The following is a 17,093-nucleotide window of genomic DNA, read 5'->3' as shown; positions in this document are numbered from 1 at the left end:
TGGCTTTGTATTTGTAATTGTATATTTAAGAGCGATCTGGGTCGTATTGCAGGACATCTTAAACGAGTTAAGGAAAGATAGGGATACATATCACTGATTGGAGAAAACAAAATATATCCAGGATAACTGATAGTCGGGAGATATCGAAAAGATTGATCCCTCCAGTTGCTCTGGTGGGACGAGCCCGGAGTGGTAAAACCTCTATCTTATTTGCTGGATATGTTGGGAGGGATTGTGATTCTCAAGAATTAAACATGCAAGAAACTCGTGAAATAGGATTTGAGTAAAAATTCATTATAATGTATATTTATTCCTAACTTATGAACGGGAGTGATATACATGCACAAACGGATCGAAGAATTGACACTGAATGCTTGGCCAGCACTTCAAACCGTGGTTCATCATGGCTGGTTGTTACGATTTGCTGAGGGGTATACGAAGAGAGCTAATTCGATTAACGCCCTGTATTCAGAGAAATCGATGGACCTGCACACACAGATTCATCAATGTGAGAAGTATTATGCCCAAGCCGGACTCGATGTTATTTTCAAAATTACTCCTTTTAATCCTCCCGGTTTGGACTCTGCTTTAGATAGTATGGGTTATTCATTGCTTGAGCCATCCAGCGTAAAAGTATTGGATGATCTGAATGATATCGCCATGCCAATACATAGTGAAATCCTGATTCAGGAGCATTTAGACGAGGGCTGGCTATCAATCTTGGGGGAAATAACGGGACTGTCAGATAGGAATCTAGCGATAACTAGAAAACTATTAAGTCAATCCGTCATACCGTATGGTTTCTTTACGCTTTATGATCAATCTATACCTGTAGCATGCGGAATAGGCTCAATAGAAGAGGGGGTCCTGGGCCTCTATGATATTGCTGTACTGCCATCCTCAAGAAATCGGGGCTTCGGCAAACAACTGATGCTGCATGTTCTTCAATGGGCCAAAGCGAAAGGAGCTTCAAGTAGTTATCTGCAAGTGGTTCAGCAAAATGTTCCGGCTAACCGCCTATATGATGGTCTACAGTATAAAGAGATTTATACATATTGGTATAGATGTAAGCAGGTTGAGGACTAAGTTTTAAAGTGAAACCGCCTCAATATTTGTGTTACGTTGGGTATCCCGTTTGACAGCAGATGTATAATCATGGAAAAGACTATGCCGATGAGCTAAGCTTGGATTATGCTCTCTAAACCGGGTCTATTCTAGTAGAAAGAGGTTATATTATGTTCCATTTATCTTCCAAATATTATGATGTCATTTATAGCTCTAAGGATTATGAGCAGGAAGCACGGCAGGTTCGTGATTATCTCGTGAATCAGGGAAAAGAGTATGGGGCTATACTTGACGTTGCTTGCGGAACAGCAGAGCATGCTGTTTACCTGAAACCATATTATGATGTGGATGGAATCGATCTAAATCCCGAATTTATCTCGATTGCAAAGTCAAAACATCCTCAGGGTCATTATACAGTTGCTGATATGACCCAATTTCGCTTGGAACGGAAATATGATGTAGTCATGTGTCTATTCAGCTCTATCGGTTATGTGAGGACGCTGGATCTGCTGGTCCAAACCCTTATACAGTTCAAGACACATCTGAACGAGGATGGAGTCATTCTGGTTGAGCCATGGTTTACTCCGGATGTATGGACTGTTGGAAGAGTGGATACGATCACGGTTGAGCGTCAAGGAATCCATATGAGCAGGATGAGTCATGCGGATCGCGAGGGGAATATCTCTATTATGAAATTTGAGTATTTGTTTGGCAGCGAGCATGGAATTGAGCATCATACGGAGGAGCATCGCCTGGGGCTCTTCACCGTGGAGGAAATGATCTGGGCATTTCAGGAAGCGGGACTGGATGTGGAGCATGATCCACAAGGATTGATTGGAAGAGGTATGTATATTGCCCGAGTGACGAAGTAAGAAGGAGGCTGCGACATGTATACCTATAGGCCGCTGATAGACGAAGATCTACCAGCGATATGTAACTTTCCCCAAACGCCAGAAGAGCTGCTGTATATAAGTCCCAAGTCGAAGTTTCCTTTGACACCCGAACAAATCCTGAGTTTGCTTGAGAATCGTTATGAGCCTACGGTTTTGATAAAGGAAACGACGGGACAGGTGATCGGTTATGCGAATTTTTATGAAGAGACGGGTGGGACACTGTGGCTTGGCAATGTTATCATAGCTCCATCCTATAGAGGGCGGGGAGCAGCACAGAAGCTGTTACAGACCATGCTAAGCATTGCCAGGGACAAATATGGAATGAAACAGATTCATCTTAGCTGCCATAATACGAATTCAAGAGGGCTTGCTTTTTATCATAAACTTGGCTTTAAGCCTTACGATGTACAAGTTACAACTTTAGATGATCATCATCAACCGATCATGACTATTCAGATGAGACTGAATTTGGTTTAAGATGAAAATGTGAATTTCATCTGCTATTAGGGTGAAAGGGGGAACTAGGTATGAGGACCGTGCAGGCAGTGTTGTTTGATTTTGATGGTACATTAGCCGATACGCTGCCAGTCTCGTTTAATGCCTTCCGGGCAGTTTTCTTAAAATATGAAGGCAAGCTGCTGACAGATGCAGAAATCGTGCAGACCTTCGGTCCGACGGAGGAAGAAATTATTGCGAATCATATTTCCAATCCGGCGCACGTAGATGAAGCTATCGAATATTATTACGAGGTCTTTGAGAAGGATTTACAAGAACATGTTCAATTGTCAAAAGCGATCCAAGAGCTTGTATTGAAGTTATCCGCTTTACGAATACCCATGGTCATTATTACGGGTAAGAGTAGAAGATGCCTGGATATTTGTCTGCAAAATCTTAAGTTGACGGGTTATTTTGTCGCTACGATCGCGGGAGATGAGGTCAAGCGATCCAAGCCTGACCCGGAAGGGATATTCAAAGCACTTGAGATACTGAATTTGAGCACGGAAGATGTGGTTTTTGTCGGCGACAGTGATGCGGATATAACAGCAGGCAAATCAGCCCAGGTATTGACCATAGGAGCGCATTGGTTTGATACCGTTCAGAATGCACAATTCGGCGTTGAACCTGATGATATTTATACGCGGCCCGATCAGTTGATCGCGCTCGTTACTGGGAGCCAAAGTAATTAAACGAGTGCATACAGAAGGACTATTTTGAATAACAAGCCTACTAACGATGTCCCAGATAAACCCTTTGCCATAGAGTGTGAGGACATCCTGCTCAGAGAGTATATGATGGAAGATCTTGATCCGATCTACGAGATCACACATGAACCGGAGATCAGAGCATTTCTGCATGGCAAATTTGTAACAGGTAAGCAGCATGTAAGGAGGCACAGCATTGCGATATAAGGTCATATTATTTGATGCGGATGACACGTTATACGACTATGCCAAAGCGGAGGCATTCGCACTATCTGGGGTATTTGGCGAGATAGATCAGGAATGCACAGATGCTATCGTCGACAGTTACCGAAGCATTAACCAGAAGCTGTGGAACGAATTTGAGCAGGGGAGCGTTACGCAAAGTGAATTGCGTACGGCCAGGTTTGAGCGGCTGCTCGCCGAACACAGCATCCAATGTGCTTTGGACGCTGAAGGTTTCAGCAATGCCTACATAAAGTATTTAGGACAAGGCTCCTTTCTGACGGAAGGGGCAGAAGAGATTTGCAGGCAACTGGCCGAACGCGGACAACGAATGGCCATCATCACGAATGGAATCAAGGAAGTGCAATTTAACCGAATCAGCAGGTCGCCGCTCTGTGATTCCTTTGAATGTATTATCGTCTCAGAAGATGCCGGGTCACAAAAGCCTCACGAAGGCATTTTTGATTATGCGTTTGACAAGCTGAATTCCCCTGAGAAGAAGGATGTACTCATTGTTGGCGACTCATTAACTTCAGATATACTAGGAGGCATTCGTTACGGGCTTGATACTTGCTGGTATAACCCGCAGCGCAAGCCAAATCCGACGTCCATTAAGCCCAAGTATGAGATTCATACGCTTGGAGAGCTGCGTGATATCATTTCATCGGAATGATAACGTAGGGGAGAAACAGGACATGCTGATGGATACATAATCGGGGGGAAGGTTAGGAGGTCAGCATGAGCGGCACGGGGTTAAGCAAAATCTTTGATATCGATTATCACCATTATCTCTTCGTATCCTGCACTCAGTGCGGGTTCGTGGAAGTATTCAATCCCGATGTGCTTAGAGGCCATAAATCCGGTGTGCTCGGAACGGTGTTAGATATCATCTGGCGTTAACATCATATTGCAGAATAGGAGAATGAAACATGATACAGGCATTTATCTTTGATATGGATGGCGTCATTATTGACAGTGAGCCGCTGCATTTTGAAGTGGATATTCAGGTGATGAACGACTTTGGGTCAGCCATTACTCATGAAGATCTGGAGAAGTATGTAGGCATGACCAATCCTGAGATGTGGGCAGTCATTAAAAATGAATATCAGCTTACCCAATCGGTTGCCGAAATTATTGAGTATCAATTGTCCAATAAAATAGAAATGCTCACCGCAAGGGAAATGGAGCCGATTGACGGCATCCACGAACTTTTGGCGGAGCTCAAAGCGCGTCAAATCCCAGTTGCGATTGCATCATCATCGCCACCCGTATTTATTACGGCCGTATTGCGCAAGTTCAATCTCCTGGATCAGTTCGAATGCGTAGTGAGCGGTGAAGAGGTGGATAGAGGAAAACCAGCACCGGATGTATACCTTAAAGCTGCGGAAATGTTAGGTGTGAAACCCGAGCACTGCATGGTGCTGGAGGATGCCCGGCATGGCGTCGCAGCAGCAAAGGCAGCCGGAATGAAATGCATTGGCTTTGTAAACCCGAACTCGGGCAATCAGGATTTGTCGCAAGCTGATTATGTCGTGAAGTCGATCCGGGAAGTTCCGGGGATTTGTGAATTTGAATAGTTAAGAAGACTGAATTTTGGCAGTTTGGCCGCGTATTGCGGCTAAACTGTTTTTTTATTTGAGTCTTAAGGTTATAAACCCAACTTTTTGATCATACAACTCGTTTATACTATATCTACTATATTAGATCTACTATTAGTATCTAGACCTAAGTCTAGGTTCAATTTCGTCTGAAGACGGAAGGCATCCTTTTTCAAACATGATATCCTTACATTAACATGGTACGAGAGAGGAATGGATCGAATGAGTTCGAACTTGAGATTGATTAGCGGGGTCACGCAATATACGTGCTGCTTGATCGGCAGCCAAGCATAGGAGAACAGCCCGGATGGATTTTTTACGTAACTTAGGCGATATCGGATTATTCATTCATGCCATGATCGATGCGATTATTTTTCCGATTCCAGCGTTGTTCTCGCAGCTTTCTTTAAGTGCATTGAGTCCGGATCGTGCGATCTGGCTAGCCTCAATCGGTTTTGTCGGGTGCTTGATCGGAACGCCAATCGGATATGGAATTGGCAGAGCTTCCGGCAGCCTGGTATTAAACAAGATCATGAAGCGAAAATGGTATGATTCTGCTACCGCCTTATTCACCAAGCATGGCGAAGCTGCAATTCTAGTCGGTGCATTTACACCGATACCCTTCAAAATTTTCACCATATTATCCGGTTGTATGAGTTATCCCTTATGGAAGCTTCTCAGTTATGCAGCTCTCGGACGTGCCGTGAAGTTTTATACTGTGGGTGTGCTGTTCTACGTGTATGGCCGTGCAGCTGAGAATATGGTGGACAGTGTGTTAACCATTATACTTCTGTCCGTTGGTGCTCTGATTGGGGGTATTTGGCTAACCGTACGCTACGTCAAGAACCGTAAGAAAAAACGTTCGGATACCCAAATCATGCAAGGACAAGAGGATTCAATGAACCTTACGACAGGTAAGAATGAATGATTAAGGAAGCGCGAAGAGCGATCTTCGGGTATCCCCTTTGATTGCAATTATCATATAACGTTAGATAAGGAGTAATATCCATGAGATCCATGAATGAGCAAAAAATCATCGTATTAACCGGAAGTCTGGGAGAGGGTCATAACCAGGCATCAAAGGCCATTATGGAATCCGCAAAAAGAAACTACCCTCATCTGCGCGTTAAAGTTATTGATTACATGGAATTAACTCATCCACGGCTGCATGTGGCCGGACAGTTTTTCTTTGTGCAGTGGATGAAGCATTTTCCATCTGTTTACGGATATCTTTTTCAAAAAACTCGTGAAGAAAACGCGCTAATCCATATGCTGAAACGTTTCAGCACCTTTAGTCTGCATAAATTGGGAACGATGCTGGAGGCGGAGAAGCCGGCTGTCGTGGTTAGTACGTTTCCTCCGGCAGCGGCGGGGATGTCCCTATTGAAGGCGATGGGGTACACAGATGTACCGACAGTTACCGTGATGACGGATCACACAGATCACAGTTACTGGATTCATTCGCATACGGATTATTATATGGTGGGTTCTGAGCGGGTACAATCAGCGTTGGAACGCAAAGGCGTACCAAGCGCCAAAATATCCATGACCGGTATTCCCGTCCATCCGCTTTATAGTCAACCAGTAGATCAGGATCGGCTTCGGGCGTATTATGGCTTGAAGACATCCGAGCAGGTAGTCCTGATTATGGGCGGCGGGGAAGGGATGATCGATAAAGAAATTATCGAGCTTATGAAATCAAGGATATATCCTCATCATGTTCGTTTTATGGTTGTATGCGGTCGCAATATGAAGTTATATCAAACCCTGCTGGAGGATTTCGCCGATCATCCACAAATTACGGTCATGGGTTATGTGGACAGTATGCATGAATTGATGGCGATGGCCGATTTGATGGTGACAAAGCCGGGAGGACTTACGATTTCCGAGGCGTTGACGATGAAGTGCCCCATGCTGCTGGTTAAACCATTGCCGGGCCAAGAGCAGGATAACGCAGACTATCTGGTTGGCATTGGCGTGGCACGGCAAGCGATGGCAGGAGAACTGCAGCATCAATTATTGACTTTAATGACGAGTCCCTCCATTTTGCAAGAGATGAAGCGAAGAGCGGCTATAAACACGCATAAGGATTCGGCGCGATCGGTTCTGACAAGATTAATGGATATTCAGCAGAATTACCGCCCTTCGCGAGAGTGGGCTGATATGAATCCGGTGCCATATGAGGTGCTTAACAGGGAAGTTTATGCTAACGAGTCTCACAATCATTACTAAATATGCAGATGATTAACGGCATAACATAAGGCATATTTTTCATTGAATTGTTTTCGATTTCATGCTGTATGGGCACCCTCATAATGAGTTTACTGCTCCGCCTAGTGGCGGAGTTTTTTTATACAGTTTCGGATGTCGTAATATCTAACTTGGTTGTCGCAATCTTACACTGGGAATCGGGCGATTCGTATGATAGATTAATTGCATGATGTCTTAATATTAGATACTGAGGTGACCACAATGATTAGAATCGGTAAAATTAGTTATTGGCATGTGCATGCATGGGATTATACGAAACAAGCGCAGGAGCATCCAGATACTCAAATCGTAGCGGTATGGGATGAGAATCCTGAGCGCGGAAGAGAAGCTGCTGAGAAGCAGGGCGTAACTTTTTATGAATCTTTGGATGAAATGCTGCAAAGCGACGATATCGATGCTGTGATCGTAGATGCTCCCACATCGATGCATAGAGAAGTGATGATGAAAGCTGCTGCGGCAGGTAAACATATTTTCACGGAAAAAGTAATTGCTGCTACCCTGGAAGAGGTCAATGACATCATCCATGCTGTGGATGAGAATCAGGTTAAATTAACGGTTTCGCTGCCGCGTCTGAACGACGGCTATACATTGGCAATTCGCAAGGTATTGGAAGAAGGATTACTGGGCACTGTAACGCTTGTCCGGGTACGTTTATCTCATAATGGAGCAACAGCCGGCTGGCTGCCTGAGCATTTTTACAGCTTGGAGGAATGCCGAGGGGGAGCGTTGATTGACCTTGGATGTCATCCGATGTATTTGGCACGCCTGTTCCTTGGTGAGGAAGCGGTCGATGTTCATGCCAATTTCGGATACATTACGGGTAAAGAGGTTGAGGACAACGCGGTAGCTACTCTCTCCACGGCTTCAGGTGCTGTGGGTGTGGTAGAGGCCGGTTTTGTGAACAGCTTCTCGCCTTTTACAATCGAAATTCATGGAACAGACGGAACGATTCTGTATGGAACTCCGGACGAAAAGCTTCTGATTCGTACAACGAAGAAAGAAGAGTATTCGAACAAGTGGGTGGAACTGCCGGTTCCTGCTAACCGTGCAAGTGCTTTTGAACAATGGGTGACACATATTCAAGAAGGTACATTGGCAGAAGAGAATATCGCTTATGCGGTTGAGTTAACCAAACTGATGGAGGCATCCAACCGTTCTGCTAAGGAGCATCGTGCGGTACGACTGGATGAATTGCAGGGATAAGAATTAGGGATGATACTGCCATATGAATAATCACTTTTCGTATGAACGAATGAAAGACCGGCAGGATGCTTTGGAACGACTTGATTTGAAGGTATATTGGGGTCGCTACGAGATCCGGGTTCTTCGGTTCCATCTCACGACCTTCCCGCCCGGAAAGATCGTGTCCTTCCATAAACATGCAGAGTATGAATTTCATTTCATACCACGCGGCAAAGGAACGGTTATTATGGACGAGCAGCCGTATGCTCTGCGTGAAGGCATGTTCTATCTCACGGGTCCGAATGTGCTTCATTATCAGGAGGCTGATCAAACTGAAGCGATGGATGAGTTGTGTCTGCATGTGGACATCATTCCGCTTGAAGAGGTAGCTAATGAGACCAGTCAGGCACGGCCGGTGTCGGACCCATGGGAAATTACTGAAGCTGATGATTGCATGGAGAAGCTGCGGGGGATGCCTCTGAAGCCAACGATGGATATCCATCGTGCGATGCCTTATTTTCTTGAGGCTTATCAAGCTTCTCAGGAGAGGTATCCGGGTCTGTACACCACAATCAAGCAGTGCATTATCCAGATATTGCTGCGTGCAGTACGTGCATATGAATCCGAGCCAACGGAGGCCGAATTACCCTCAAGAGATATGAAGGCTTACCGTTATCAACTGGCGCTGGAATATATTTATGCGAATTCATCGGGTGAGATCGTGCTGGATGACGTCGCCGAGAAGCTGCATATCAGCTCAAGGCAGCTGCAGCGCATATTTAAGGAACAGTCGGACGGACATTCGTTCAGTGAAATCCTTGAGCATGTGCGACTTGAAGCGGTCTGCCGGAAACTGCTCGAGACCACATGGTCGATCGATAAAATCGCCATGCATGAGGGATTCTCAAGCGGCAGTTATCTGCATACTGTATTTCGTAAACGATATGGATATACACCATCAACATATCGTGCAAAGAATGTGAAAGTGTAGGGGGAGTATCAGCCATGGGCAAAACCATTCGAATTGGAATCATTGGAAGTGGCGGCATTGCGGGGGAACACGCTAAATATTACAAAAAGATTGAAGATGTACAGATCGTCGCCGTGGCTGATATTTTACCTGGTAGAGCCGATCAATTTATTGAGCGTTGGGGTTTGCAGGGAGCGATCGGGTTTGATGATCATCGCCGATTGTTGGATCTCGACCTGGATGGCGTCAGTATTTGTACACCAAACGTCGCTCACTACAGAACAACCATCGATGCGCTGTCGGCAGGTAAACACGTCATGCTTGAGAAACCGATGTCGGTCACTTTGGATGAAGCGATCGAGATGGTCAGGCTCTCAAAGAAGACCGGGAATATGCTCAATGTGGGCTTCCAGCCGCGTTATGACCCCAATATGGGCATCATTAGAGATTTCGTTCAGAACGGTGAGCTTGGCAAAGTCTATTATGTTGAAACCGGTGGCGGACGTCGGCGGGGAATGCCGGGCGGCACATTTATCCGACAAGAAATTTCCGGGGCCGGGGCTATGGCGGATATCGGATGTTATTCCCTGGATATGGCACTTAGTGCCCTAGGATATCCCAAACCTCTAACGGTATCGGCCTATACTTCGAACTATTTCGGTACAAATCCCAAATATCATGCGGAGCACGCATCATTTAATGTGGAGGATTTCGGCGTAGCCATCGTTCGGTTTGAAGGTGATCTTGTCTTGAACTTCAAAACATCCTGGGCTATGCATATGGATACCTTAGGTGCGACGATGTTCCTCGGGACCGATGCAGGCTTGAAAATTACGCCGGCAGGTTCGGGCCCTTGGAGCGGCGTTTGGGATGGACAGGTAGGATCCATCTCTTTATTCCACGATATACAAGGACATCATACGGAGAGTTCTATCCCGCTGATTAACCATCAGCTTAACGTATTTGAGGAGAAAATCAAGGATTTCGTCCGCGCAGTGCGTGAAGGCAAGCCCGCTCCCATTCCGGGTGAAGAGGTGCTTCGAAATCAAGCGATTTTGGACGGAATCCTCCGTTCTTCACAAAGCAAAAGGGAAGTGGAAATCCATATTCCAGATCTATAGAATAGATACGAAAGCCGCGCATACCAGCGCGGCTTTTTTTCTGATAATATAACCTTGACCGACAAGAAAAAGATTCCATTTATTTGAGGGATATGATAGTATAAGCGCGAACAATTGTTCTTCGTGTGAAGGTGACTGGAGCCATGCCCATGGTGCATGCAATTGATGTTTGATAGATCATGTTGCTGATATGAGCACGAGTGGCTTGGGCAGTCCCTCCGTAAGAACAAATAGATATGAGGTGGCATCTTTGATTGTTGTAAGTGCTTGTTTAGCTGGTTTAAAGGTTCGTTATAATGGTACAGATTGCCTGGACAAGAATATCGAACAGCTTGTAAGAGCTCAGAAGGCAGTAACCGTATGCCCTGAGCTCCTTGGTGGATTTTCGATTCCGCGTGAGCCTGCCGAGATTGTTGGTGGAACTGGAGATGATGTTCTATCCGGGCATGCCAGAGTGGTTGAATTGTCAGGAAGAGACGTGACTGAGAGATATATAGAAGGTGCACAGCAGGCGCTCAGGACGGCACGCGATCTTGGAGCCATACTGATCGTATTGAAAGAGGACAGTCCATCTTGTGGCAGTTCAAAGATATACAACGGTGAATTCGATAATAAAAAGATGGCCGGCTCGGGCGTAACAACGGCTCTTTTGCGCAGGGAAGGTTACACGGTGATCTCTGAACATGAGCTCAGTGCCTATGCAGCCCAGCCGGAATACGCATCCCTTTTTTCTGCGTAAGTTGTAGTATCATTAATGTAATAATATGCAGTTTCGTCCTGATCCTATAAATATGATAGAATTATCATATCAACTTCTTATAGTGTTGAGATTCTTTACATTGGAGGGAATTATGGAGCTTATTAATCAAACAGAAGTACAGCAAATGATTGATAAATTGAAGGATCAGGATTTATATATTCATCTTGAGATGACGACAGGTGCCTATGCAGCACATTATGACAGCACCAAGCATCCTGCTGCTAACTTTATAACGAATGCCATTATTCGTTACAGCCATGGTTCCATATCTGGTAATGGACCTTATCGGGTGGGCTTGAAGATGAACCATGGATGGGTGTACACAGAAGGGCTTACCCATTTTGAACAGGCCGATACGGACCGTCTAATCATGGCGGGTCATGACAATCAGGGCAAGCTGGTCGTTGCATTACAGCTGAGCCGGGAGCCTTTTTAATAAGTGGGAGGAGACGAGAATATGGAGCAAAACATACTGGTTATATTGCCGCATCCGGATGACGAAGCATTTGGTTTATCCGGCACGTTGGCTAAATATATTGTTGAAGGCGCGCATGTCACTTATGCTTGTTTAACACTTGGAGAGATGGGCCGTAACATGGGTATTCCTCCATTTGCGAACCGAATTACACTGCCGACCATTCGTAAAGCGGAGCTGGAGGAATCTTGTAAATCTATCGGTATACAGGACTTAAGATTGCTTGGATTTCATGATAAAACGATTGAATTTGAGGATCAAGATAGGCTGGATAGCGTAATTGCATCGTTAATTGAGGAAGTAAAACCGTCTTTGGTGTTCACGTTCTATCCAGGATACAGCGTTCATCCGGATCATGATGCCACAGGTGCAGCTGTCGTTCGAACTATACAGAAGATGCCCGCAGCGGACAGACCGTTAGTCCAATGCTTGGCGTTCTCGAACAATTGTGAGCAGGAGCTTGGCAAACCGGATGTTTACCAAGATGTGTCCATGTTTATGGTACAGAAGCTGAACTCCATTCAAGCTCATCGCTCTCAGTTCCAAGCAGCCGAGTTGATGGGCAAGAAACAGATGAAAGCCAAGGAAGTTGAGCAGCGCTTCGGAACCGAGCGTTTCTGGACGTATACATTTTCATAAATGCCATCTTGTGATGGACAATGAAAAAGAGCCACAGGAATCTGTGGCTCTTTTTGTTTGGTCTGTTGTGTTATGGCTTGGTGGGTCCTTCTAAGCAAGCAACGTCTAAATCCAGGTTCAGGCACTATGGACTGCTGATGGATAGAGGGTAAAGAGTCCCTTTCAGACAGAAGGAAGTTTTTCCGGTCTCTTCTGAAACAACGAGTACCAAGGCATCGCACATTTCGGATAGTCCAATGGCTGCACGATGACGCGTTCCGAGCTTCCGGTCACCGTAGGTTTTAGATGTTAAGGGCAGCACGTTTGCGGCAGAAATAATCATATCTTTACGTACAAGCACGGCCCCATCGTGCAGGGGACTGCCGGGAACGAATATGGATTCAAGCAGGGGACTTGTAATTTCGGCGGATAAAGGGATACCTGGCGTCATTAACGAGTCCAGATGATCTTCCCGTTGAATGACAATGAGTGCGCCCCGCTTTTTTTGAGCGAGATGATATATGGATCTGGCGATTTCTTGATATTTGCTTGTGAAGGGGAAGAGAAAACAATTGAGATAATACGTAGATGATATGGATTCAGCTTCCATAAATTTCGTTCTTACGAGATGGAGCTCGCCCAGCAGGCAAGAGCTGTCATCGTCCAAATGAACAATCATCTTAGTTAAATGTCCTGTAATGTCCGTGAGCTGTTCCTTCAATTTGTGTTTAAGCGGTGTAAAATTGCAATTCTGATCTAGCATCCGTTATCTTCCTCCTTATCATGTTTATGATGACCATTTCCCCATATCGATATTCTATATTGCGGGCCATTTTCCACATCTAGTCAAACATGATTCGTCAATTTATCAATAAAACTGATAAATGCTATAAGAAGATTGGAATTGACCCTTCCATCAAGCTGTGATAGGTTCAGAGGAGAAATAAATTAATTGTATCGTAATAGTAGGAATTAATAATGGGCGCTTTTGAGAGGTGGATATAGTTTGGAACTCCAAGTAACGAACAGTCCTTTTAATCAGGAACAAGTGGAATTGCTAAACCGCTTGCTGCCGACTTTGACGGAATCGCAAGCGACCTGGCTCAGCGGTTTTATCGCTGCGCTGCAGACAACGGCTTCGAGTGCAGCCATTGCAGCCGCACCACAGCCTAACGCGGTGGGAACGGTGACAGCACAAGTGACAGCCGAACCTAAAGAAGTTACGATCTTATACGGATCGCAGACAGGAAATGGGCACGGATTATCAAAGAAATTGTCTAAGAAGCTTGAAGAGACAGGACTTACGGTCACTTTGTCTTCAATGAGCGATTTTAAGCCGAATAATCTGAAGAAGCTGCAGAATCTTCTTATCATTGTGAGTACGCATGGAGAGGGCGAGCCGCCAGATAATGCGATTCCGTTCTACGAATTTCTCCATAGCAAGCGTGCACCTCAAGTAGAACAGCTGCAATATTCGGTATTGGCACTGGGGGATACCTCTTATGAATTCTTCTGTCAGACAGGTAAGGATTTTGACAAGCGACTAGAGGAATTAGGCGGCAAACGTCTGACGGCGAGAGTGGATTGTGACGTGGATTTCGATGAGTCTGCCGCAGAATGGATGAACCAAGTATTGTCGTCGTTGAATGAGGCTGGTGCCGGGTCTAACCAAACATTCAATGTGAGTGCTATAGCCTTGAGCGAGGATACGGAGTCGGAATATTCGAGAAGCAATCCGTTTCAAGCCGAGATCCTGGAGAATTTGAATCTGAACGGAAGAGGATCTGACCGGGAAACACGCCATCTTGAAATTTCTCTTGAAGGATCGAATTTACAATATGAACCGGGCGACAGCATTGGAATCTACCCGGAGAATCATCCTCAGCTGGTAGATGACCTTATCTCAGTCATGAACTGGAATGCAGATGAAGTGGTCGTTGTTCATAAGAATGGGGAAGCACGAAAGCTTCGGGATGCCTTGCTGCGCCATTATGAAATTACGGTTCTTACGAAACCCCTAATCGAGCAAGCGGCCAAACTCTCAGGGAATGAGGGGCTGAGCAAACTGCTTGAGCCTGGTCATGAACAGGAATTACGGACTTACATCAATGAGCGGGATTTGCTTGATCTGGTTCAGGATTATGGTCTTCAGCAATTACCTGCAAGTGATTTTGTATCCATATTACGAAAAATTCCTGCTCGCCTGTATTCCATTTCCAGCAGCTCGAAAGCATTCCCGGATGAAGTCCACATTACCGTTCGGAGTGTTCGTTATGAGGCTCATGGCCGACAACGATACGGAGTATGTTCGGTTCAAATGGCAGAACGACTGGAAGCTGGAGACTCGCTTCCTGTGTATATTCAGCACAATCCGAATTTTAAGCTGCCTGAGAATCCGGACACGCCGATTATTATGATCGGACCTGGTACAGGCGTTGCTCCATTCCGAGCGTTTCTTGGGGAGCGGGAAGAAACGGGTGCAGAAGGAAAGTCATGGCTGTTCTACGGAGATCAGCATTTCGCGACCGACTTCTTATACCAGATTGAGTGGCAGCGCTGGTTAAAGGATGGGGTACTGACACGCATGGATGTGGCCTTCTCACGGGATACGGATAAGAAAGTATATGTTCAGCACCGGATGCTGGAGAAGAGCAAGGAGCTGTATCAGTGGTTGCAAGAAGGAGCATGCGTATATGTCTGCGGCGATGAGAAGAAGATGGCTCATGATGTGCATTCCGCCCTGGGCACTATACTTGAACAAGAAGGCAGTATGAGCCCTGAAGAAGCTGCGGAATATCTGGCGCTGATGCAGCAGCAGAAACGTTATCAACGGGATGTATATTGAGGTGCATACCGTGATTGCGAGAGGAGATAAGAAACATGTCTGATAATAATCTGGTATCACCGAATAGTGCACCCCATAGTGATGTGGAAGATATAAAGCGTCGCAGTAACTATTTGCGCGGCAGCCTCGTAGAAACTTTAGAGGATCGTATCACGGGATCCATTCCGGAAGATGATAACCGGCTGATGAAGTTTCACGGAAGTTACATGCAGGATGACCGGGATTTGCGTAACGAACGACATAAGCAGAAGCTGGAGCCCGCTTATCAGTTCATGCTGCGGGTTCGCGCTGCCGGCGGGGTTGTAACACCTGAGCAGTGGCTGATGATGGATCGCGTTGCCCAGAAATATGCGAACGGGACGATTCGGTTAACAACGCGCCAATCTTTCCAGCTGCACGGTGTGCTGAAGTGGAATATGAAGAGCACGATCCAAGAAGTCAATGAATCGATGCTTAGTACACTGGCTGCTTGCGGTGACGTCAATCGTAACGTGATGTGTAATCCAAACCCTTATCAATCTGAAATTCACTCCGAGGTGTATGAGTGGGCCCGCAAAGTCAGCAGTCATCTTGACCCTCGCTCACGTGCATATCATGAGATTTGGCTTGATGGGGAGAAGGTTGTAGACAGCCTTGAGGATGGAGCAGAACAGGAACCGATCTACGGTCCGGTATATCTGCCGCGGAAATTCAAGATTGGAATGGCTGTTCCACCTTCCAATGATGTTGATGTGTACTCGCAAGACCTTGGCTTCATTGCAATCGTGGAAGACGGGAAATTGATTGGCTTCAACGTTTCGGTTGGTGGCGGTATGGGAATGACGCACGGTGACCCATTAACCTACCCTCAAGTGGCAAAAGTCATCGGTTTCTGCAAACCGGAACAGATCATTGATTTGGCTGAGAAGACGGTCATGATCCAGCGAGATTATGGAGACCGCGCGGTGCGTAAGCATGCTCGTTTCAAATATACGATTGATGACCGTGGGATCGACTGGTTTGTCAACGAGCTCAGCAATCGTCTGGGATGGAAGCTGGAGGAGGCAAAGCCGTTCCATTTCGACCATAACGGAGATCGTTACGGCTGGGTAAAAGGCAGCAACGGCAAATGGCATTTCACGCTGTTCATCCAGAACGGACGTGTGAAAGACGATGCCGATTACCTTCTGATGACGGGGCTTCGCGAAATTGCCCAAATCCATAACGGAGACTTCCGTTTAACGGCAAATCAGAATTTGATTATTGCCAACGTCAGCAGTCATAAGAAGAAAAAGATTGAAGAACTCATTCAACGTTTTGGGCTCACGGATGGTCATCATTACTCTGCACTTAGAAGAAATGCTATGGCGTGCGTATCATTGCCAACCTGTGGTTTGGCAATGGCCGAATCCGAGCGCTATCTCCCGACGCTATTGGACAAAATTGATCCGATACTGGAAGAGAACGGACTGAGCGAAGAGGATATCGTCATCCGAATGACAGGATGCCCGAATGGCTGTGCCAGACCGATGCTGGCCGAAATCGCGTTTATCGGTAAGGCGCCGGGCAAATACAATATGTACCTGGGCGGCGGATTTTCCGGACACCGGCTGAACAAGCTATATAAAGAGAACATCGGGGAGACTGAGATTCTGGACTCCCTTCGCCAGATCATGAAGCAGTATGCACAAGAACGCGAGATCGGCGAGCGCTTCGGCGATTATGTCATTCGTGCCGGTTACGTCAAGGAAGTATTGGACGGTCAACAATTTCACGCGTAATTATACTAAGTTATTAACAACCCGGAGCTCTTCTTCAAGAAGAGCTCCGGGTTGTTATGTTCATCTCACCTCTTTGTCCGTCTCGCCCCATATTTCAAACCAAAGAGCCGC

General features: G+C 46.0%; 19 protein-coding genes. 18 read left to right on the top strand and 1 reads right to left on the bottom strand.

Annotated features, from left to right (window positions below; genetic code table 11):
• The first annotated feature begins 339 nt into the window (after positions 1-339).
• The 16 genes from AM231_RS11495 (at position 340) to bshB2 (ending at position 12,398) form a co-directional block, all read left to right on the top strand.
• Complete coding sequence (locus AM231_RS11495) at positions 340-1,086, top strand: GNAT family N-acetyltransferase (RefSeq protein WP_054402728.1); 747 nt, start codon at positions 340-342, stop codon at positions 1,084-1,086.
• A gap of 149 nt (positions 1,087-1,235) precedes the next feature.
• On the top strand, positions 1,236-1,937 hold the full coding sequence (locus AM231_RS11490; protein WP_054402727.1) for a class I SAM-dependent methyltransferase: 702 nt from the start codon (positions 1,236-1,238) through the stop codon (positions 1,935-1,937).
• Positions 1,938-1,952: 15 nt separating this feature from the next.
• Positions 1,953-2,435, top strand: a complete 483-nt coding sequence (locus AM231_RS11485; protein ID WP_054402726.1) for a GNAT family N-acetyltransferase — start codon at positions 1,953-1,955, stop codon at positions 2,433-2,435.
• Positions 2,436-2,485: 50 nt separating this feature from the next.
• A complete protein-coding gene (locus tag AM231_RS11480) occupies positions 2,486-3,145 on the top strand; it encodes an HAD family hydrolase (RefSeq protein ID WP_054402725.1) in 660 nt (219 codons plus the stop codon).
• Positions 3,146-3,169: 24 nt separating this feature from the next.
• Positions 3,170-3,367: a hypothetical protein gene (locus tag AM231_RS11475; protein ID WP_054402724.1), complete on the top strand. Its 198-nt coding sequence runs from the start codon at positions 3,170-3,172 to the stop codon at positions 3,365-3,367.
• Positions 3,357-4,055 (top strand): YjjG family noncanonical pyrimidine nucleotidase, encoded by a 699-nt coding sequence (locus AM231_RS11470; protein ID WP_054402723.1) that lies wholly within the window; start codon positions 3,357-3,359, stop codon positions 4,053-4,055. Before AM231_RS11475 ends, AM231_RS11470 begins: the two co-directional genes overlap by 11 nt.
• 65 nt (positions 4,056-4,120) lie before the next feature.
• On the top strand, positions 4,121-4,282 hold the full coding sequence (locus AM231_RS11465; RefSeq protein ID WP_242615125.1) for a zinc ribbon domain-containing protein: 162 nt from the start codon (positions 4,121-4,123) through the stop codon (positions 4,280-4,282).
• Positions 4,283-4,311: 29 nt separating this feature from the next.
• Complete coding sequence (locus AM231_RS11460; RefSeq protein WP_054402722.1) at positions 4,312-4,959, top strand: HAD family hydrolase; 648 nt, start codon at positions 4,312-4,314, stop codon at positions 4,957-4,959.
• Between the two features lie 328 nt (positions 4,960-5,287).
• Positions 5,288-5,908, top strand: a complete 621-nt coding sequence (locus tag AM231_RS11455) for a YqaA family protein (RefSeq protein ID WP_054402721.1) — start codon at positions 5,288-5,290, stop codon at positions 5,906-5,908.
• Positions 5,909-5,988: 80 nt separating this feature from the next.
• A complete protein-coding gene (locus AM231_RS11450) occupies positions 5,989-7,212 on the top strand; it encodes an MGDG synthase family glycosyltransferase (protein ID WP_054402720.1) in 1,224 nt (407 codons plus the stop codon).
• Between the two features lie 240 nt (positions 7,213-7,452).
• Positions 7,453-8,454: a Gfo/Idh/MocA family protein gene (locus tag AM231_RS11445; protein ID WP_054402719.1), complete on the top strand. Its 1,002-nt coding sequence runs from the start codon at positions 7,453-7,455 to the stop codon at positions 8,452-8,454.
• Between the two features lie 22 nt (positions 8,455-8,476).
• Positions 8,477-9,424, top strand: a complete 948-nt coding sequence (locus AM231_RS11440; protein WP_054402718.1) for an AraC family transcriptional regulator — start codon at positions 8,477-8,479, stop codon at positions 9,422-9,424.
• 14 nt (positions 9,425-9,438) lie between these two features.
• Complete coding sequence (locus tag AM231_RS11435; RefSeq protein WP_054402717.1) at positions 9,439-10,524, top strand: Gfo/Idh/MocA family protein; 1,086 nt, start codon at positions 9,439-9,441, stop codon at positions 10,522-10,524.
• Positions 10,525-10,774: 250 nt separating this feature from the next.
• Positions 10,775-11,263, top strand: coding sequence for a 2-thiouracil desulfurase family protein (locus tag AM231_RS11430; protein WP_054402716.1), 489 nt, complete (start codon positions 10,775-10,777; stop codon positions 11,261-11,263).
• A gap of 112 nt (positions 11,264-11,375) precedes the next feature.
• Positions 11,376-11,720: a YojF family protein gene (locus tag AM231_RS11425; RefSeq protein WP_053492979.1), complete on the top strand. Its 345-nt coding sequence runs from the start codon at positions 11,376-11,378 to the stop codon at positions 11,718-11,720.
• A 21-nt stretch (positions 11,721-11,741) separates the two neighbouring features.
• Positions 11,742-12,398, top strand: coding sequence for a bacillithiol biosynthesis deacetylase BshB2 (gene bshB2 / locus AM231_RS11420; protein WP_053492980.1), 657 nt, complete (start codon positions 11,742-11,744; stop codon positions 12,396-12,398).
• 124 nt (positions 12,399-12,522) lie between these two features.
• Here the strand turns inward: bshB2 and cdaS are convergent, their stop codons facing one another.
• Positions 12,523-13,140, bottom strand: coding sequence for a sporulation-specific diadenylate cyclase CdaS (cdaS, locus tag AM231_RS11415; protein ID WP_053492981.1), 618 nt, complete (start codon positions 13,138-13,140; stop codon positions 12,523-12,525).
• A gap of 243 nt (positions 13,141-13,383) precedes the next feature.
• Here cdaS and AM231_RS11410 point away from each other — a divergent pair, with 243 nt between their 5' ends.
• Both AM231_RS11410 and cysI read left to right on the top strand, forming a co-directional pair.
• Positions 13,384-15,222, top strand: coding sequence for an assimilatory sulfite reductase (NADPH) flavoprotein subunit (locus AM231_RS11410; RefSeq protein WP_054402715.1), 1,839 nt, complete (start codon positions 13,384-13,386; stop codon positions 15,220-15,222).
• A gap of 35 nt (positions 15,223-15,257) precedes the next feature.
• Positions 15,258-16,982: an assimilatory sulfite reductase (NADPH) hemoprotein subunit gene (cysI, locus tag AM231_RS11405; RefSeq protein ID WP_054402714.1), complete on the top strand. Its 1,725-nt coding sequence runs from the start codon at positions 15,258-15,260 to the stop codon at positions 16,980-16,982.
• Positions 16,983-17,093: the final 111 nt, after the last annotated feature.

This window comes from Paenibacillus solani (assembly GCF_001277345.1).
In the GTDB taxonomy this organism is placed as follows: domain Bacteria; phylum Bacillota; class Bacilli; order Paenibacillales; family Paenibacillaceae; genus Paenibacillus_AQ; species Paenibacillus_AQ solani.
The sequence above is the reverse complement of the archived record's forward strand: the minus strand, read 5'-3'. Positions and strand labels throughout refer to the sequence as shown.